The 18351-nt window shown below is 69.3% G+C and carries 21 protein-coding genes; 14 read left to right on the forward strand and 7 right to left on the reverse strand.

The window, feature by feature from the left end; genetic code table 11:
- Positions 1-18 precede the first annotated feature (18 nt).
- A complete protein-coding gene (locus tag C3L37_RS21045) occupies positions 19-477 on the forward strand; it encodes an SHOCT domain-containing protein (RefSeq protein ID WP_129116510.1) in 459 nt (152 codons plus the stop codon).
- A gap of 84 nt (positions 478-561) precedes the next feature.
- Here the strand turns inward: C3L37_RS21045 and C3L37_RS21050 are convergent, their stop codons facing one another.
- Positions 562-1236, reverse strand: coding sequence for a glycosyltransferase (locus C3L37_RS21050; RefSeq protein ID WP_129116511.1), 675 nt, complete (start codon positions 1234-1236; stop codon positions 562-564).
- A gap of 111 nt (positions 1237-1347) precedes the next feature.
- Between C3L37_RS21050 and C3L37_RS21055 the strand changes: the two genes are divergently transcribed.
- The 8 genes from C3L37_RS21055 (at position 1348) to C3L37_RS21085 (ending at position 8932) form a co-directional block, all read left to right on the forward strand.
- The gene (locus C3L37_RS21055; RefSeq protein WP_129116512.1) at positions 1348-2019 is read left to right on the forward strand and encodes a haloacid dehalogenase type II; all 672 of its coding nucleotides are present in this window, start codon (positions 1348-1350) and stop codon (positions 2017-2019) included.
- A gap of 113 nt (positions 2020-2132) precedes the next feature.
- Positions 2133-2258 carry a hypothetical protein gene (locus C3L37_RS25455; RefSeq protein ID WP_267195351.1) on the forward strand — a complete coding sequence of 42 codons (126 nt, stop codon included), beginning with the start codon at positions 2133-2135 and terminating at the stop codon, positions 2256-2258.
- A gap of 69 nt (positions 2259-2327) precedes the next feature.
- The gene (rqcH, locus tag C3L37_RS21060; RefSeq protein ID WP_129116513.1) at positions 2328-4514 is read left to right on the forward strand and encodes a ribosome rescue protein RqcH; all 2187 of its coding nucleotides are present in this window, start codon (positions 2328-2330) and stop codon (positions 4512-4514) included.
- Between the two features lie 148 nt (positions 4515-4662).
- Entirely contained in the window at positions 4663-5367 is a 705-nt protein-coding gene (locus tag C3L37_RS21065) for a DUF4013 domain-containing protein (protein WP_129116514.1), read from the forward strand.
- Between the two features lie 195 nt (positions 5368-5562).
- On the forward strand, positions 5563-6558 hold the full coding sequence (locus tag C3L37_RS21070; protein ID WP_164974833.1) for a DUF4013 domain-containing protein: 996 nt from the start codon (positions 5563-5565) through the stop codon (positions 6556-6558).
- Between the two features lie 39 nt (positions 6559-6597).
- Positions 6598-7269 carry a DUF4013 domain-containing protein gene (locus C3L37_RS21075; RefSeq protein WP_129116516.1) on the forward strand — a complete coding sequence of 224 codons (672 nt, stop codon included), beginning with the start codon at positions 6598-6600 and terminating at the stop codon, positions 7267-7269.
- A gap of 80 nt (positions 7270-7349) precedes the next feature.
- Positions 7350-8417: an mRNA surveillance protein pelota gene (locus C3L37_RS21080; protein WP_129116517.1), complete on the forward strand. Its 1068-nt coding sequence runs from the start codon at positions 7350-7352 to the stop codon at positions 8415-8417.
- A gap of 71 nt (positions 8418-8488) precedes the next feature.
- The gene (locus C3L37_RS21085) at positions 8489-8932 is read left to right on the forward strand and encodes a hypothetical protein (protein ID WP_228546413.1); all 444 of its coding nucleotides are present in this window, start codon (positions 8489-8491) and stop codon (positions 8930-8932) included.
- 32 nt (positions 8933-8964) lie between these two features.
- Here C3L37_RS21085 and C3L37_RS21090 read toward each other — a convergent pair whose 3' ends face one another.
- Positions 8965-9963, reverse strand: a complete 999-nt coding sequence (locus C3L37_RS21090; RefSeq protein ID WP_129116518.1) for an ornithine cyclodeaminase family protein — start codon at positions 9961-9963, stop codon at positions 8965-8967.
- Positions 9964-10018: 55 nt separating this feature from the next.
- Positions 10019-10237 carry a hypothetical protein gene (locus tag C3L37_RS21095; RefSeq protein WP_129116519.1) on the reverse strand — a complete coding sequence of 73 codons (219 nt, stop codon included), beginning with the start codon at positions 10235-10237 and terminating at the stop codon, positions 10019-10021.
- 257 nt (positions 10238-10494) lie between these two features.
- Between C3L37_RS21095 and C3L37_RS21100 the strand changes: the two genes are divergently transcribed.
- Positions 10495-11778, forward strand: coding sequence for an MFS transporter (locus C3L37_RS21100; protein ID WP_228546420.1), 1284 nt, complete (start codon positions 10495-10497; stop codon positions 11776-11778).
- A gap of 65 nt (positions 11779-11843) precedes the next feature.
- Here C3L37_RS21100 and C3L37_RS21105 read toward each other — a convergent pair whose 3' ends face one another.
- Positions 11844-12263, reverse strand: a complete 420-nt coding sequence (locus tag C3L37_RS21105) for a DUF3054 domain-containing protein (RefSeq protein ID WP_129116521.1) — start codon at positions 12261-12263, stop codon at positions 11844-11846.
- Between the two features lie 115 nt (positions 12264-12378).
- Here C3L37_RS21105 and C3L37_RS21110 point away from each other — a divergent pair, with 115 nt between their 5' ends.
- Together C3L37_RS21110 and fen are read left to right on the forward strand one after the other, a co-directional pair.
- On the forward strand, positions 12379-13068 hold the full coding sequence (locus tag C3L37_RS21110; protein WP_129116522.1) for a GNAT family N-acetyltransferase: 690 nt from the start codon (positions 12379-12381) through the stop codon (positions 13066-13068).
- A 27-nt stretch (positions 13069-13095) separates the two neighbouring features.
- On the forward strand, positions 13096-14076 hold the full coding sequence (fen, locus tag C3L37_RS21115) for a flap endonuclease-1 (protein ID WP_129116523.1): 981 nt from the start codon (positions 13096-13098) through the stop codon (positions 14074-14076).
- A gap of 85 nt (positions 14077-14161) precedes the next feature.
- Here fen and C3L37_RS21120 read toward each other — a convergent pair whose 3' ends face one another.
- The 3 genes from C3L37_RS21120 to C3L37_RS21130 form a co-directional block, all read right to left on the reverse strand.
- A complete protein-coding gene (locus tag C3L37_RS21120) occupies positions 14162-14581 on the reverse strand; it encodes a hypothetical protein (protein ID WP_129116524.1) in 420 nt (139 codons plus the stop codon).
- A gap of 86 nt (positions 14582-14667) precedes the next feature.
- Positions 14668-15273 carry an HdeD family acid-resistance protein gene (locus tag C3L37_RS21125; protein ID WP_228546414.1) on the reverse strand — a complete coding sequence of 202 codons (606 nt, stop codon included), beginning with the start codon at positions 15271-15273 and terminating at the stop codon, positions 14668-14670.
- Positions 15274-15459: 186 nt separating this feature from the next.
- The gene (locus C3L37_RS21130) at positions 15460-16647 is read right to left on the reverse strand and encodes an AI-2E family transporter (RefSeq protein WP_164974834.1); all 1188 of its coding nucleotides are present in this window, start codon (positions 16645-16647) and stop codon (positions 15460-15462) included.
- A gap of 110 nt (positions 16648-16757) precedes the next feature.
- Here C3L37_RS21130 and C3L37_RS21135 point away from each other — a divergent pair, with 110 nt between their 5' ends.
- Entirely contained in the window at positions 16758-17024 is a 267-nt protein-coding gene (locus C3L37_RS21135) for a BolA family protein (protein ID WP_129116526.1), read from the forward strand.
- A gap of 109 nt (positions 17025-17133) precedes the next feature.
- Positions 17134-18336 carry an AGE family epimerase/isomerase gene (locus C3L37_RS21140; protein ID WP_129116527.1) on the forward strand — a complete coding sequence of 401 codons (1203 nt, stop codon included), beginning with the start codon at positions 17134-17136 and terminating at the stop codon, positions 18334-18336.
- The last annotated feature ends 15 nt before the right edge of the window (positions 18337-18351 follow it).

The raw sequence follows: 18351 nt of genomic DNA on the forward strand, positions 1-18351 counted from the left end.
TCCCTCCGACGTGCCCGTATGAGCGAGGACACCCCCGCAGATCGCCTCCGCGAGAACGCGACCGAGATCGCGTCCGTTCTCGTCACCGGCTTCTGGCTCGCCGCCCTCGTTTCCGGCCAGAGCTGGTGGCTCGCGGCCCTGCTCTTCGGCTACATCGTCGTCGTGCCGATCGTCGCCCTCCTGTTCGGAGACGACGACGACAGACGTGAGTGGTGGGACGACGACTGGTGGGGCGGTGACTGGTGGAGCGACTGGTGGGGATCGTCGGAGTCGGAGTCGGAGACGGAGACGGACGAGGCGCGCGCGGCGGAACCCGACGGTATGAGGGAGACGCCGCTGGAAACGCTTCGGCGGCGGTACGCCGCGGGCGAGCTAACGGAGGCGCAGTTCGAGCGAAAGCTGGAGGTGCTGCTCGAAACGGAGACCCTCGAAGACGCCGAGGAGCGCGCGATTCGCGAGCGAATCCGCGAGCGGTGACGTCCGAGTGGAGGATCGGCACGCGCCGTCGACGACGAGTCGTTCGAGCGGCGTCGCGACCGCGTCGTCGGGGGATGGTTTCCCTCAGTAATCCGCGCGGTACCGGCCCCAGTCCAGCTTCAGGTAGTGGTACAGCGTCCCGGTGAGCCCCGATTCTCGGATCCGTCGGGGCGACGTCTCGACGAGCGCGCCGGGATGGTAAGCCGTCTCGCCGTACGCGCCGAGGCGGCGGCTGAACGCGGTGTCCTCGTTCGGGACGTTCGGAAAACCGCCGACCTCGTGGTAGGCGTCGCCCGCGACGAAGAAGTTGAACCCCGGGAGGATCGGCGGGTCGAGTCGCGGAAAGACGCGGTTGATCGTCGCCTGCATCGGCTTCGGTCGAAGCCCCGGCATTCGGCAGCGCGAGGACGCCGCGACGAGGTTCCGCTCGCGGACGAACGACAGCATCTCGTCGAGGTAGTCCGGTCTGACGGTCGTGTCGGCGTCGACGAACGCGTACCACTCCCCCCGCGCGCGGGTCGCCCCGAGGTGGCGGGCGTCGCCGATGCCTCGGCCGCGGTTGTCGTACACCGCCGCGCCGTACGACTCGGCGATCTCCCGGGTCGCGTCGCCGCTCGCGCCGTCGACGACGAGGAGTTCGTACTCGACCTCTGTGTCCATCGATCGGACGCTCGACAGCGCCTCCGGCAGGTACGCCTCCTCGTTTCGGGCCGGGACGACGACGCTCACCGTCGGTTCGGCGCGCGTCGGTTCGACCATCGGCGTTCTCGTACGACGAGCAGACGGTAATGGTTTGCGTCCGAACGTCGGGAAAAGAACCGCCTCCGAGCGGCCTCGGTCGTTAAGCCGCTGGAGCCCGGACCCCGAGGCATGCCCGAGGCGCTCTGTTTCGACATGTACGGCACGCTCTGTGACACGCAGGCCGTCACGGCGACGCTCCGCGAGAACGTCGACGCCCCCGACCCCCTCGTCGGCGAGATCGCGCGGACGTGGCGCGACAGACAGCTCGAATACATGTTCCGGGCGGTCGCGATGGACGCCTACCGCCCGCTGACGGAAGTGACGTCCGACGCGCTGGCGTACGCGCTCGACTACTACGGTCGCGGACTGACCGACGACGAGATCGGGGCGGTGATGGCCGCGTACCGCGAGCTCGATCCGTTCGACGAGACGCTCGACGCGCTGGCGGCGCTCGGGGAGAGCGGCCTGGACACGGCGGTGTTTTCGAACGGGAACCGGGAGATGCTCGAACCGCTCGCCGCGAACGTCGGCATCGACGAGCACGTGGACGAGATCGTCAGCGCGGACGAGGCCGGAACGTACAAGCCGGATCCGGCGGCGTACGAGCACGCGGCGGATCGCCTCGGCCGCGAGATCGACGAGTGCTGGCTGGTGTCGTCGAACGTCTGGGACGTCGTCGGTGCGACGGAGGCGGGAATGGGCGCGGCGTGGGTGAACCGCTCGAACGAACCGTACGACCCGTTCGCCCCCGACCCGAACGCCGTCGTGCGGTCGCTGTCGGAACTCGTCGAGGAGATCTGAGGAACCGGACGCGGGTGCGAGCCGACGATCCTCGGTGGCACCGCCGAACCGGCGACGAAAAAGTTATGTGTAGAGACGTGAATATTATTCACCGAACCGAGAGGTGTGAACGCATGCCAATCGTTCCGCACTATCCGTCGGACGAACCGGAAGACGAGAGTCCACCGGACTTCGGCGAGATCGCCGACCGCATCCTGAACGGCGGCGACGACCCTTCGCCGACGGTGGACTGTGCGTGATCGGTCGCGTTCTTTTCGCGTGCATCCGACAACGACACGCCTTTTCCGTCGCCCCGGGTAGGCGGGGGTATGGATCCGAAGCGGGAGCTTTCGAGCGTCGACCTCGCCGCCCTCGTCAGGGAGTTGGGCCGCTACGAGGGCGCGAAGGTCGACAAGGCGTACCTCTACGGCGACGATCTGTTGCGGCTGAAGCTTCGTGACTTCGACCGCGGCCGGGTCGAACTCCTGATCGAGGTCGGCGAGGTGAAGCGCGCCCACGTCGCCGAACCGGAGCACGTGCCCGACGCGCCCGGCCGTCCCCCGAACTTCGCGATGATGCTCCGAAACCGCCTGTCGGGGGCGGACTTCGCGGGCGTCGAACAGTACGAGTTCGACCGCATCCTCGTCTTCTCGTTCGAACGCGAGGACGGGGACACGGAGATCGTCGCGGAGCTGTTCGGCCGGGGGAACGTCGCCGTGCTCGACGAGAACCGCGACGTGGTGGGGAGCCTCGAAACCGTCCGCCTGAAGTCACGCACGGTCGCGCCGGGGTCGCAGTACGAGTTTCCCTCCTCTCGACTCAACCCCCTCGACGTGAGCTACGAGGCGTTCGCCGCGCGGATGGACCAGTCCGACACGGACGTCGTCCGGACGCTCGCGACGCAGGTCAACTTCGGCGGCCTGTACGCGGAGGAGGTGTGCACCCGCGCGGGCGTGGAGAAGACGCTCGACATCGCCGACGCCGGCGACGAGGAGTACCGGAGGCTGTACGACGCGATAGAGCGCCTCAAGGAACCGCTCCGAACGGGGGAGTTCGACCCGCGGGTGTACGAGACGGTCGACGACGGTGAGGACGGTGAGGGCGACGAAGGCGGAAGGGACGGTGACGACGGAGAGCCCAGCGACGGCGGGGACGGTCGCTCCCGGCGCGTCGTGGACGTGACGCCGTTCCCGCTGGAGGAGTACGCGGAGCTCGACAGCGTCGGCTTCGACTCGTTCAACGCCGCGCTGGACGACTACTTCTACCGGCTCGATCTCGCGGCGGACGAGGGGTCGGGCGGGGGTGGGAACGACCGACCCGACTTCGAAGAACAGATCGCAAAACAAAAGCGCATCATCGAACAGCAGGAGGGTGCGATCGAGGGGTTCGAAGAGCAGGCGCAGGCCGAGCGCGAGAAGGCTGAGCTGCTCTACGCGAACTACGAACTCGCGGACGAGATCCTCTCGACGGTCCGGGGCGTGCGAGAGGAGGGCGTCCCGTGGGACGACATCGCGGCGAAGCTCGAAGCGGGCGCGGAGCGCGGCATCCCCGCCGCTGAGGCGGTCAGGGGCGTGGACGGATCGACCGGCACGGTGACGGTCGAGATAGACGGGACGCGGATCGACCTCGACGCGTCCACGGGCGTCGAGAAGAACGCCGACCGCCTCTACACCGAGGCGAAGCGCATCGCCGAGAAGAAGGAGGGCGCGCTCGCGGCCATCGAGGACACGCGCGAGGAACTCGACGCGGTCGAGCGACGCCGCGAGGAGTGGGACGCGGACGACGACGAAGACGACGAAGACGAGGAGGAGGAGTCGAGGGAGATCGACTGGCTCTCCCGATCGTCCGTCCCGATCCGGCGGGACGACCAGTGGTACGAGCGGTTCCGGTGGTTCCACACGAGCGACGGCTTTCTCGTCATCGGCGGGCGCAACGCCGACCAGAACGAGGAGCTGGTGAAGAAGTACATGAGCGGCAACGACCTGTTCGTCCACACGCAGGCGCACGGCGGTCCGGTGACCATCGTGAAGGCGACCGGGCCGAGCGAGCCCGCCCGGAACGTCGACATCCCGGAGCGGAGCAGGGAGGAGGCTGCCCAGTTCGCCGTCTCCTACTCCTCGGTGTGGAAGGACGGCCGCTTCGCCGACGACGCGTACCTCGTCACGCCGGATCAGGTGTCGAAGACGCCGGAGAGCGGCGAATATCTGGAAAAGGGCGGGTTCGCGATCCGCGGCGATCGGACGTACTACCGCGACGTCGCCGTCGGCGTCGCCGTCGGGATCGTCTGCGAACCGGAGACGCGCGTCGTCGGCGGCCCGCCCTCGGCGATCGAATCGCGGGCGGAGACGTCGATCCGACTCGAACCGGGTCGGTACGCCCAGAACGACGCCGCGAAGATGTGTTACCGCGAACTGCGAAAGCGCTTCGCCGACCAGTCGTTCGTCCGGAAGGTGGCGAGCCCCGACCTCATCCAGGAATTCCTCCCGCCGGGCGGCAGCGAGATCGTCGAGGAGTGACTCCGGAGCGATCGTCCCGAAATCGGACGGTTCGACGCCCGTCGAGACCGAATCGGTCCGAACTCCGAAGAAATCTTTAATCCCTCGGCGCACGTATCACTGCGGTGAGAACTACCCGAGTCGAAGTGACTACGTTCTCCGATCAACCATGATTAGCGAATCACTCACCTACCTGCGGAACAGCGAGGACTGGGTCCGGACCGTCCTCATCGGGGGGCTCCTCACCCTCCTGTCCTTCCTCGTGATCCCGGCGTTCGCCGTCGTCGGCTACCTCCTGCGCGTCGTCCGCGCGACGATGCGCGGCGTCGACGAGGCCCCCGAGTTCGACGACTGGGGCGACCTCCTCGTCGACGGGGTGAAAGGCACCGTCATCGCGGTGATCTACGGTCTCGTGCCGGCCGTCGTCGGCGTCGCGCTGGTCGCCTTCGGCGTCATCGGGGCGTCGGCCGGCGACTCCGGCGTCGTCAGCACCCTCGGGGGCATCGTCGCGCTCGTCGGCGCGCTGATCGCGCTCGTGTTCGGCCTGCTCGCCGCGTACGTGATCCCGGCGGCGCTCGCGAACTACGCGGAGCACGACCGCCTCAGCGCGGGCTTCGCCGTCTCCGACCTCCGCCCGGTGCTCGCGTCGGGCACCTACGCGACCGGGTGGCTGTACGCCTTCCTCGTCGTCGTCGCCGGCGGGGCCGTCTCGGGTCTGCTGAACGCGATTCCGCTCGTCGGCTTCGTCGTCGGCGCGTTCGTGTCGTTCTACGCGGCCGTCGCGGCGTACTACATCATCGGGCGCACCTGGGCGAAGCTCCACCCCGTGGAGATGCGCGAGGGCGAGCTGACCGACGAACGACCCGCGGTCTGACGCGGTTCGGACTTTTTTCGGACGATTGGTATCGGACGACCTCTTTTGTCGGTGACTATTCGCGCGTCGCGCGCCGAAAAAGACGTATATATGATATTTTTGGCGGTTCGCACTTCGTGCGGTGAAACGCGTGCCCGGCGGACCCACGTCGAACTGGGGTACCGTTATGTGCCCGCGATTCATCTAGTCGACCGAATGTTCAGCGACGCCCTGAACGCGCCCGCGCGGACGCCGGACGCCGTCTCGACCGTCTTTCTCGGCGGAGTGCTGGTGTTCGTTTCGACGGTCGGGCCCCTCCTGCTCCTCGTCGGCGTCGCGACGACGCCGCTCGCGTTCGCGTTCGCTCCCTTCGTCGCGGTCGCCCCGCTCGTCCTCCGCGGGTACTACGTCGGGGCCGTCCGGACCGGCATCCGGGGCGACCCCGCGACGCCCTCGTTCGTCCGCTGGGGCGACCTCGTCGCCGACGGCGGGAAGTCGCTGCTGCTCAGTCTCGGGTATCTCCTGCCGGTCGGCCTTCTCGCGGGCCTCGCCGGCGGGGTCGCCTACGCCTCCGAGTCGGGACGGCTCGACGCGCTCCCGGGCGCGGACCCCGCCGTCTCGGCTCTCATCGTGCTGACCGGCCTGCTCTGCGCCTCGTACCTCCTCTGTTACGTCTACGTCCGTCCGGCGGCGCTCTCGATCCTCGTCGCGACCGGCCGCCTGCGCGCGGCGTTCGCCCCGCGCACCGTCTTGCGGGTCGCCCGCGACGACGACTACGCCGCGGGCTGGTTCGTCGGCTCGCTCGTCCTCGTCGTCGGACTCGCGTTCGCCCTCCCGCTGGAGCTTTTCGTCGTCGGGTTTCCCCTCGCGTTCTACGTCCGCTCTGCGGCCCACGCGACGTACGGCCGGGCGGCGTCGACGGCCGTCGACCTCGATCGTCCGGCGGCCGATTCGACCGCCTCGGACTCGGACGCTTCGACGGCGGACGCCTCGACCCTCGACCCGGCGATCCCGCCGGAGGTCCCGCCGGAGATCCAGACGGGTCGAACGATCGACGCGCGACGGAGAGCGAGAGGACGACCGACCGTGCGGGGAACGCCGGACGGCGGGAGAGACCTCGACGACGGGGGGACCCCCGCGGACGAGACGGACCCGGAGGCGGTCGCCGCCGACGGATTCGTCTGGGGCGGCGCGGAGGATCCGACCGAATGAGTCCGAACCGGTCGTCCCGCGACCGACGGGGGACCGTCCGTGTTCCGTGAGGCGCTCCGCTACCCGCTCCGCGGCGACGACGCGGTCGAGACGCTGCTCGTCGGCGGCGGATTGCACCTCCTCGCCGCGTTTCTCCCCGTCGTCCCGCTCGTGTTCGTCGCCGGCTACCTCGTTCGCGTGCTCGCGCACGCGTCGACGGGCGGCCGGGACGCGCTCCGGGGCGCGACGGACCCGCCGACGTTCGACGACTGGCGGCGGCTCGGGCGCGACGGGCTCGCGGCGGTCGGGATCGCCGCGGCGTACCTGCTCGTCCCGACCGTCGTGCTCCTCGTGACCGTCGGCGGCGCGGTCACGCGGGCGGGGGAAACCGGCGACCTCGGCGCTGCGGCGACGGCGGGCGTGCTCGCGGGGGGAACGGTGACGCTCTTCGTCGCGCTCGCGTTCGCCTACCTCCTGCCGGCCGCGCTCGCGAACTACGCGGTCGAACGCCGGCTTCGGGCCGCGTTCGAGCTTCGAACCATCCGAAGGGCCGCGATCGACGCGGACTACTTCGTCGCGTGGTGGGCCGGCGTCGCCGTCGCGACGGTCGCCGCGGCGGTCGCCGCGCCGCTCACGCCGGTCGTGATCGGGTTCTTCCTCGCGTTCTACGCCGAGGTGCTCGCCGCAGCCGTGTGGGGCCGAGGGGTCGCGGCGTCGACGGTCGCCTGCTGATCGGGGAGTTCCGTCGCACCCGCCCGTTCACGGCGCGCGAGAAGGCAAGCGTTGTTACCCTCGCGCGCGACCCACCGAGCATGCGAATCGTAAGCCGCGGTCGCGGCGAGGAGGGTCGCGAGCGCCTGACGCTCGTGCCCGAGAACGTCGACGACCTCTGGCACCTCTCCTACGTCCTCGAACCGGGGGATCTCGTCACCGGCGACACCACCCGGCGCATCCAGCGCGCCGACGATCAGATGCGCGACACGGGCGGCCAGCGCGAGCACATCAACGCCACGATCGAGGTCGACGACGTGGAGTTCGCCCGCTTCGCCAACCGCCTGCGGGTGGGCGGCGTCATCAGGTCGGCGTCCCGCGAAGACGTGCTCAACCAGCACCACACCCTGAACGTCGAGGAACACTCCGAGATCACGATCGAAAAGTGGTTCAAGCCGGACCAGATCGACCGGATCGAGGAGGCGGAGGAGGCCGCCGAAAACCCGGACGTGGCCATCGCGACGGTCGAGGAGGGCGAGGCGTACGTCCACACGGTCGCCCAGCACGGCGTCGAGGAGTACGCCTCGTTCACGCGGCCGACGGGGAAGGGTGAGTACGCCCGTCCGCGCGACGAGCTGTTCGCCGAACTCGGGTCGGCGCTGTCGCACCTCGACGTGGCGGCGATCGTCCTCGCCGGACCGGGCTTCACCAAGCAGGACGCGAAGGACTATCTCGACGAGAACTACCCCGACGTGGCGGAGAAGGTCACGACGGTCGACACGAGCGCGAGCGGCGGCCGCGGCGTCCACGAAGTGCTGAAGCGCGGCGCGCTGGAGGAGATCCAGGCGGAGACGCGCATCGCGCAGGAGGCGACGCTGATCGACGAGCTGATGGAGCGCATCGCCGAAGGCGCGAAGGCGGCCTACGGGATCGAGGAGGTGGCCGAGGCGGCCGAGTTCGGCGCGGTCGAGACGCTGCTCGTGCTCGACGAGCGGCTGCGCGAGGAGCGACAGGGTCGCGGCGACTGGACCGTGGACGTGAACGAGGTGATCCAAACGGTCGAGCGCAAGGGCGGCGAGATAACCGTCTTCTCGGTCGAGTTCGCGCCCGGCGACCAGTTGAAGAACCTCGGCGGGATCGCCGCGCTGCTGCGCTACCGGCTCCAGTGATCGTCGTCGCGAAATATATAAAAATTCTAATTAGAGTAACCGTTTAGCGCGTCGAACCCGGATTTTCGCGCGTGGCTCACCGATCGAACCGAACGGTGACCGCCCGCGTCGAGCGGTGGCTGGATTACGTCTTCTTCGCCGGCATGGAGGTGTGCGTGCTCGGGATGCCCGCGCTCTTTCTCCTGCTCTTCGCGCCGAACCCCGTCGCGGTGTCGCTGTCCGCCACGGCGGCGCTCGTCGCGACGGTGCTCGCGGTGGGAACGTTCCGCGGCGGGTACGTCGGCGACGGGCGCTGGCCCGCCGCCGGCGACCTCGTGACGCTGCCGATCCGCTCCGCGTACTACAGCGGGCTCCTCGGTCTCGGCTCGTACCTCGGCGGCGCGGCGCAACTCGCCACCGGTCGGTGGTGGGTCGGCGTCGTCGTCCCGGTCGCGCTGATTCCGGCGTTGCTCGCGCCGCTGCCGCGCGTGCTCGCTGGCGTCCGACGGACGGCGAAGTGGTCGATGGGGGCGTGAACGCCCGATCCTCGATCGGAATAAGCCGGATTTCACTCTCCGGTGAGCGCCTCGCTCGCCGGCGCGAGGTCGACCGTCGTCCCGAGTCCCGCGTCGAGCGCCTTCTCGTACAGCATGTGCGCGGCGGCGACGGTCTCGATGCCGGTCCCGCCGCTGTCGAACACCGTGATCTCCTCGTCGTCTGTACGGCCCTCGGCCACCCCGGCGACGATCTCCCCGAGTTCGGCGCGAACGTGGTCCTCGCCGACCGCGCCCTCCTCGACGGCGCGGATGAGCGATCCGGCGTCGCGCGTCGCCCGGGCGCGCAGGTCGAGCACGTACGTCGAGCGCGCGACGGCCGTCGCGTCGAGTTCTCGCCGCTCCGGGTGGTACTGCCCCATCGCGGTGACGTGCGCGCCGGGTTCGAGGAGGTCGCCGTCGAACACCGGCTCCGAGGCGGTCGTCGCGGTGATGACGACGTCGGCGCCCTCGATCGCGGCGGCGCTGGAGGCGACCGCGGCGACGCTCGCGTCGAGGCGCTCGTTCATCCGCCCGGCGAACCGCTCGCGGTTCTCCTTCGTGGGCGAGTACACCCACACGGTGTCGAGGTCGCGCACCGCGTCGACCGCGCGGAGCTGGCCGCGCGCCTGCGCGCCGCTGCCGATGATCGCGACCGTCTCCGCGTCATCGCGGGCGAGCGCGTCGACGCCGACCGCGCCCGCCGCGCCCGTCTTGAACGGATTCATGCTCGCGCCGTCGACGAGCGCCAGCGGCTCGCCGGAGTCGGCGTCGAAGAGCGGCGTCACGAACCAGGCGTCCCTCGCGCCGAAGCCGGCCGAGTACGTGTAGCCGCCCATCGCCCCCGTCTCGGGGAGTATCGCGGCGTACGTGGTGAGCATCCCGCGCGGTTCGTCGCGTTCGAGCATCGTCCGCGGTTCCGCCGGTGCGCCTTCGCCTCGCTGGCGATAGCCGTCGCGGACGGCGTCGACGTACTCCGCCGGCGTGGCGAGCCCGGTCACGTCGTCGCTCGTCAAAAATACCGTCTCCGTCATGGGTCAAGCGACGGCGGGAAGGACCAAAACGATGCGGGTGAAAAGGGCCGGGCGTTCAGTCCGCGTTGATCCGCTGCGTCTTGGGCGACGCCGCGGGCGCGGTCGGGTCGACTGGACTCCTGACGAAGAGGGCGTGCCCGATGAAGAGACCGGAAACGCCCGAGGCGACGGGCACGGCCGTCGTCAAGGGGAACCCGACGACGCTGAGGGTGAGTGTGATTCCGAGCAGCGCAAGCGGGATGAGGCCGAGCACGTAGTCATAGTATCCAGTCATAATACATCACATAGTATGGGGAGGACTCATATAATTCTTTCCCATAGCCACGGGGTAATCACGTGACAAGTTCGTGCATAGTTTTCTATAACTTATGGAGATATCGTGCTAGAGAGGCGCTAACTCGGTAGTTCGCGGGCGAATCCCCCACGGCGCCAAGCGTGCGAGTCACCTTGCCCGGATCGGAGGCTTAAACCTCCGGCTCCTCGGAGTGGGGCACGGTGAACCGGAACGATCGCGCCATCGTCGCCCTCGTGATGCTCGCCCACGGGATGGTCCACACCTACGAGCTGGCCATCCCGATCTTCGTCACGATCTGGCTCTCGCAGTACGAGATCATCGATCTCGGCGTGGCGCAGTTCGACGTGACGGCGGCGACCCTCAGCGTGGTCGTCACGGTCGGGTACGGCCTCTTCGGCGTCGGGGCGCTCCCCGGCGGGGTGCTCGTCGACCGCGTCGGCTCCCGCCGACTGATCGCCCTCTGTCTCCTCGGGATGTCGGCGTCGTTCCTCCTGCTCGGTCTCGCGCCGAACCTCGTGGTGATCACGCTCGCGCTGCTCGTCTGGGGCGCGGCGGCGAGCGTCTACCACCCCGCCGGCCTGTCGCTCATCAGCAAGGGCGTCGAGGAGCGCGGCACGGGCTTCGCGTACCACGGGATGGCGGGCAACGTCGGCATCGGTCTGGGTCCGCTCCTGACGGCGATCCTGCTCCTCTTTCTCGATTGGCACGTCGTCGCCGGGGTGCTCGCCGTTCCGGCGCTCGGTGCCGCGGTGTATGCGGCGCGCGCGCGGTTCGACGAGACCGCCGCCGTCGCGGCCGACGGGGGCGAGACGGGAACGGCGTCCGGATCGAAGGCTTCGACGGGCGTGGACACGCTCCCCGAGTTCCTCGCGGAGTCGCGGGCGCTGTTCGTCGGGAGCTTCGTCGTCGTGTTCGCGATCGTGCTGTGCTCCGGGCTGTTCTATCGCGGCGTGTTGACGTTCATGCCGGTCGTCCTGTCCGACCTCCCCGGCTTCGAACCGGTGTCGATCGCGGCCGTCCTCCCGGGCGGGGCGCTCGACGCGCTCGGCGTCGAGGCGACTGGAGGGCGGCAGATCAACCCCGAGCGGTACTTCTACTCCGGCCTGCTGATGGTCGGCGTCGCGGGGCAGTACGTCGGCGGGAAGCTCACGGACCGAATCCCGGTCGAGCGGGGGATCACGGCCGCGTTCGCCTGCCTCGCCGTCCTCGCGCTCGCGTTCCTCCCCGTGGCGAACCTCGGCACCGCGCCCCTCTTGGCGATCGGTGCGCTCCTCGGCTTCTCCCTCTTTCTCGTCCAGCCGATGTACCAGGCGGCCGTCGCGGAGTACACGCCGTCGGGCACGCGCGGGCTGTCGTACGGGTACACCTACCTCGGCGTCTTCGGCATCGGCGCGCTCGGCGGCGTCGTCGCGGGCGCGATCCTCACGTACGCGACGCCGGCCGTCCTGTTCGCCACGCTCGCCGGCTTCGCGGCGACGGCGTCGGCGCTCGGAACGTTGTTGGCTCGGACGCGCGCCTGATTCGACGAGCGATCGGACGGCCGAAAAACGAGACGGAACGGAACGAAACCGAACGAAACCGAGCCTCACCGGAAGAGGAAGATCAGGTATCGCCACGCGGCCAGGCCGACGACGCCGGTGACGAGGGTGACCGCGACGAAGGTGAGCGCCGCGCCCCCCTCGAAGAACGGCGTCGCGCGCAGACCGACGCCGAGGATGTCCGCCGGAATCCACGACCGGACCACGAGCGGAACCGACGCCTTCGCCGACTCGCCGGCGCCGGCGGAGTACGCCCCGACGAGCGGGGCGACGAGCACCCACGCGATGAGAAAGGGCGCGAGCACCCCGAGCAGGTACAGGGGGTTGTCGGCGACGAACTCGACGCTGCTGTGGTTGATCGTTCCGAACGTCAAAAGCCCCGAAATCACGAGCACGTCGCCCACCGCGAACGGGAGCGTCCCGCGATCCACGCGCTTTTCCAACGCTGACGCGACTGGGTTCGCCATACCGGACGTTTTCTCGGGGGCCTAATTACTATCCGGTTTTGCGGCGACGACGCGCCGGGTTCGACCGGCGGGAACGAAGCCTTGGGCTCTTAGGGCTCCGCCGCATAGCGGGAGCATGGAGTTCGCCCTGGTCGGCTGGCAGGAGGACGAACCCACGCTCAAACTCGATTACCGCCGGTTCAGCTACGCCGGGAAGTTCGTGATGTCGACCACCGGGAAGGCCGTGATCCGCCGCTCCGACGATCGATCGGGCGGTGATTCGGCGGACGACGACCCCGCGGGCGACGCGCCGATATCCTGCGACGGAGCGGTCGATGCGTCGCGCGCGTCCGCGGTGCCGGATCCGGCCGAATTCGACGACGGCGTCCTCGCCGCCGCCGCGTTCAACGAGGACCGGACGGATCCCGGCGTCCTGTGGCTCCGGTACGTCACCGTTCGCGCGGATCGCCGCGGCGAGGGCCTCGGCGCGAGGCTCGCCGCGTTCGTCGCCGATCGTGCGGCCGAGCGCGGCTACAGGCGGCTCCGAATCGCCGTCAACAACCCGTTCTCCTACCAGGCGCTGTACAAGGCGGGGTTCGCTTACACCGGCAGGCGGACCGGTCTCGCCGAACTCGTGCTCGAACGCCCCGGCGAGCGCGATCGGCCGACCTACCAGTGCGGCTTCGACGTGTTCCGCGACCGCGACCTCGGCGGGGTCGAACGGGACTTTCTCGACGCGAAGGAGGGCGCGGACCCGCCGGATCTCGTTGAGGTGCCCGACGGAGGGAACGCGAACGCGGCTCGCCGCCCCGACTCGGGAGCTTGAAACCCCTCGCGCGCGAAGACGATCACGATGGGAAACGCAGACCTGCGCGAACTCGCGGCGCTGTCGGAGGTCTCCCTCGGCGACGTCCGCGGGAGCGTCGTCGCCGTCGACGCGCACAACTGGCTCTACCGCTACCTGACGACGACGGTCAAGTGGACCAGAGAGGAGGTGTACACGACGGCCGACGGCGAGGAGGTGGCGAACCTCGTCGGGCTGGTGCAGGGCCTCCCGCGGTTTTTCGAACACGACATCGCGCCCGTCTTCGTCTTCGACGGCGGCGTCACGGAGCTAAAGGACGACGAGATCGAGTCCCGCCGGGAACGAAAGCGGAAGGCGAAGGAGAAACTGGAGGAGGCGCTCGAACGCGGCGACAAGATCGAGGCCGCGCGGCTCGAATCGCAGACCCAGCGCCTCACGTCGACGATCCACGAGACGAGCCGCGGGCTCCTCGACCTCCTCGACGTGCCGTACATCGAAGCCCCCGCGGAGGGCGAGGCGCAGGCGTCCTACATGGCTCGCACGGGCGACGCCGACTACGTCGGCAGCGAGGACTACGACGCGCTGCTCTTCGGCGCGCCCCTGACGCTTCGGGGCCTCACGAGTAAGGGGGACCCGGAGCTCATGGACCTCGACGCGACGCTCGCCGCGCACGACATCACGTGGGAACAGCTCGTCGACGTCGCCATCCTCTGCGGCACGGATTTCAACCCGGGGGTCTCGGGAATCGGACCGAAGACGGCGCTCGAGGCGGTCAAAGAGCACGGCGACCTCTGGGGGGTGCTCGACGCCCGCGGCCTCCACGTCGACTTCGCGGATCGCATCCGCGACCTCTTTCTCGACCCGCCCGTCACGGACGACTACGACTACGACGCCGACATCGACCCCGACGTCGACGCGGCGCGCCGGTACGTGACGGAGACCTGGGAGGTCGACCTCGACGAGGTCGAGCGCGGCTTCGACCGGATCGAGGAGTCGCTCGTGCAGACCGGTCTGGATCGCTGGACGTAGGGGGCGTCGGCACCCGTCGATTCGGCCGCAGAGCGAGACGCACATCGGAGCGTCGCGTCGAGATCATCGAAGTGTCGCGTCGAACTTACCGGAGCGTCGCGTCGAGGACGTCCCTCGGCTCGGAACCGGTTCGGACGTATCGAACGCCCCCGTCGCGCTCGACGGCGAACACGTCCAACCGGACGACGAGACGTCCCTCCGGTAGCGTCGCGCGCAGCACGGGGCCGGTGCTGGCGACGACGACGTACGGCGACGCGGGGACCGGCGGGGCCCGCAACTCCGCGCCCGACGCGTCGACCGCGCCGGCGAGGGCGTCGGCGAGCGCGGACGGGAGTCCCGCCTCCCGGAGGGTCGTCTCGAACGGCGGGACGACGAGGTCGCGGTCGGTCGTCGCGCCCCCGTCCCAGTCGTCGGCGACGGTGTCCGCGCACGCGACGACGGCGCGGATCGTCGCCGATCGTTCGTCGAGCAGGTGGGAGGCGACGACCTCCGAAACGTCCGTCATGAGGAGAGCGTCGCCGTTCGGGGAGAAAAGCGTACCGCGGCCGCGGTTCGTCGGGGCGTGCGTTCGAAAACAGGCGCGTTTCGGTGCTACGCACCCCGCGCGCCGGCCATGGGGGCGGTGCCGCTCCGCGCCACGTCACGTCCGTTCATCGCGACCATGATCATCGAGAGCCCGCTGACGAGCAGGTTCACCCCGAAGAGGAGGCCGACCGCCCACTGCGCCGCGCTCGGGAAACTCGCGAGGAGCAGCCCGGCGACGACGAACGAGAGGGCGCCGCTGGCGACGACCCAGCCCCACTTCGCCTCCGGTCGGAGCTGCAGGCCCATGACGATCTCGACGACCCCGTCGGCGAGGAAGTAGCCGATGAGGAGGATCGTCAGGGTCGTGAGGCCGAGGAGTGGGTTCGCCATGAGTCCGATGCCGGCGACGAGGTAGACCACCGCGAGGAGCACCTGCACGGCGACGCCTTTCCACCCCTTCGCGGCGAAGGCGTGCGCGACGTGGACCGCGCCGCCGACGATCAGAACCGCACCGAGCAGGAGCGACAGCGAGATGCCGGTCACGAACGGGAACGCGATTGCGAGCACGCCGAGGGCGGCGATGACCGCGCCGCCGATCATGAGCGTCCGCCAGCTGTCGGGTACCGCGTTCGTCCGCTCCGCCGTCGCGTCGCTCCGGGTTTCTGTACTCATTTGATCTTCACCGAATCGGTGTACGCGCCCGGGGAGGATAAATATCTATCAAATTTATCATTATATTCGTTTTTGCGGCCCTGAAACCTCCGATACCGTAATCCGAATCCCGCCGGCAGAGATCCCGCGTCGCGACGGTGCGCGACGATGCGCGACGATGCGCGACGCTGGCGGTCGGGGAAGGCGTCACGTTTCGGAAGCCCCGTCGAAGCCCGCGCCCGGATCGGTCGACGCGTCTCGGTCGTTCGTCGTTGCGGGCGGGGCGGTTCGGGCGGGTTCGTCGCGGAGTTCACCGCGGAGCAGCCGCGGAAACACGGAGCGGAGGAACTCGACGACGACGACCAAAATCAGGGGGCCCAGAAACACGCCGTACCAGCCGAAGAGCGCGGCCCCGAGTAGGTACGCGAATAACACGAGCCCCGTGTGGAGCGACCGCCCGGAGAGGTACGGTCGGACGAAGTACCTGATCAGGGTGTCGAGCCCGCCGATCGTGACCGCGAGAAAGACCGCGGGGAACCAGAGCGTCGTCGGATCGGTCCGGATCGCGACGAAGACGAGGTAGATGCCGACGACGGCGTACACCGCGGATCTGCCGACGAGCGGGACGAACGTCGCGAGGCCGGTGATCACCGCGAGCAGCGTCGCGATCGGAATCGAGACGCCCGGCGGCGCGACGAGGTTCAGCCCGTTGTACAGGAGCGCGGCGACGATCATGACCACGAACACCGTGAGCATGTTGCCGAAGTAGACGGTCGAAAGCTGGCGATCGACCGCGGCGAGGTACCCGTGGAGGGTCGTCCCCTCGTCGGCGATCGTCCCGCGGAACCAGTCGGCGAGCCGCCCGTCGTCTCGGAGCGCGAAGAAGACGAACGTCAGCACGAGAAAGCCGTGGAAGAGGCCGTTGGCGAACGTCCCGCCGGCTTCCAGCGCCTTCTGTATCCCCAGTTGGACGGTCGGTTCGCCGGAGAGCGCCTGGAACGACGCGAACAGCTCGCGCGGATCGCTCGGCAGGGCGGTCACGTCGACGTTCGGCAGGAACGGGTCGACGTACCGCTCGAGGTCGGCGATCCGGACCGATCCGAGCTGCCCCAGCCCGACCGCGAGAACCGCGATCAGGACGACGACGAACGGGAGGACGATCACGAGGATCGTGATCAGCGCCGCCACCCCCGAGGAGCCGACGTAGCGTTCGATCCGGCGGGCGACCGGACGCGCCACGTAGTAGACGAACAGCCCGAACACCGCCGTCCCGACGAACGAGTACAGGACGAACCCGACGACGCCGGCGAGAAGGAACGCGAACGCCCACCACCCGACCGTCGGTCCGTCGACGCCGCGGCCGATTCTGTCGGTCAGACTCGGGTTTTCGCTCATCCGTCGAGATACGCCGGGAGCGGGCATAAACTGAGCCGGATGCCGCCCTGTACGACGTTCCCCGCGGACGGACCCTCGCGGTTTTTATCCGTCGAGACGGTGGTCCCGACATGGACCTCGCAGAGATCGAAGCGCTCATCGAGGCGGAGATCGACGGGGCCGAGGCGACCGTCTCGCGGCCGCGCAGCCCCGACGAGAACCACGAGGACGCCCACTTCGCGGCGGTCGTCGTCGCCCCCGCGTTCGAGGGGAAGACGCTCGTTCAACAACACCAGATGGTGTACGACGCCCTCGGCGAGCGCATGACGACCGACATCCACGCGATGGAGATCAAGACCTACACGCCGGAGGAGTACGAGGAGCGCGGCGCGGCGTGAGGCGGCACCGCCGGCCGACGCGCGCGCCGGAGCACGCCGGCGATACGAACGCGACGGCACGCTCCACCGTCCGCACCCTTTTGTGCCGCGCCGTGCGAACGTCCGCCATATGCGTTCCGACCCGCACCGCGACCCGTCTCGACTCCGCGACGAAATCGCGGGGATACTGTCCTTTTACTACCCGACCTGCATCGACCAGGAGCGCGGCGGGTACGTCGCGCAACTGGACGAGGTGGACGGCTCGATCTACGACCCCGATCCGAAACACCTCGTGGCGACGTGCCGGTTCGTCGCCAACTTCGGCGTCGCCGCGACGCTCGGAGTCGGCGAAAACGACGACCGGTGGCTCGACGCGGCCGCGCACGGCCTCGCGTTTCTCGACGGGGGCCACCGCGATCCCGAGAGCGGCGGCTACCGCTGGCTCCTCGACGGGCGGGAACCGGCGGATCGCACCCTGTCGTGTTACGGCCACGCGTTCGTTCTGCTCGCCGCCGCCTGCGCGGAGGCGGCCTCGGTGCCCGGATCGGAGGGCGCCGTGGACGACGCGGCCGATCTGCTCGTCGATCGGTTCTGGGAGCCGCTGCACCGCCTCTGCGCGAGCGAGTTCGGGCCCGGCTGGGAGGACGAGTCGGACTACCGCGGCCAGAACGAGAACATGCACGCGTGCGAAGCCATGCTCGCCGCCTACGAGGCGACCGACGACGGGGAGCACCTCGACCGCGCGGTCGCCATCGCCCGCCGCCTGACCGTCGATCTCGCGGCGGCGACCGACGGCCTGCTCTGGGAGCACTACACCGCCGACTGGGAACACGACTTCGCGTACAACCGCGACGAGCCGGACCACCTGTTCCGTCCGTGGGGCTACCAGCCAGGCCACCACGCCGAGTGGGCGAAGCTGCTCGGGGGGCTCGCGCGCCACCGCGACGACGACTGGCTCGTCGACCGCGCGGTCGAACTGTTCGACGCCGCCGTCGAGAACGGCTGGGACGACGAGTTCGGCGGCTTCTACTACACGTTCGGTCGGGACGGCGAGCCGATCGTGACCGACAAGCACGGCTGGCCGGTCGCGGAGGCGATCGGCGCGTCGGCGATCCTCGCCGAGCTGACGGGCGAGGATCGCTACCGCGACTGGTACGACCGGCTCTGGGCGTACGCCGAGGTGAACCTGATCAACCGGCCCCGCGCGAACTGGTACGGGAAGCTCACGCGCGAGAACGAGCGGATCGAGCCGGGCGACGGGCCGGCGGTCGAACCGGGGTACCACCCGATCGGCGCGTGCCTCGAAGGGATCCGAGCCGCCGAGGGCTGGTGAGCGGCTGCAGCGGCG

Origin of the sequence: Halegenticoccus tardaugens (assembly GCF_004116405.1) — an archaeon.
GTDB lineage: Archaea > Halobacteriota > Halobacteria > Halobacteriales > Haloferacaceae > Halegenticoccus > Halegenticoccus tardaugens.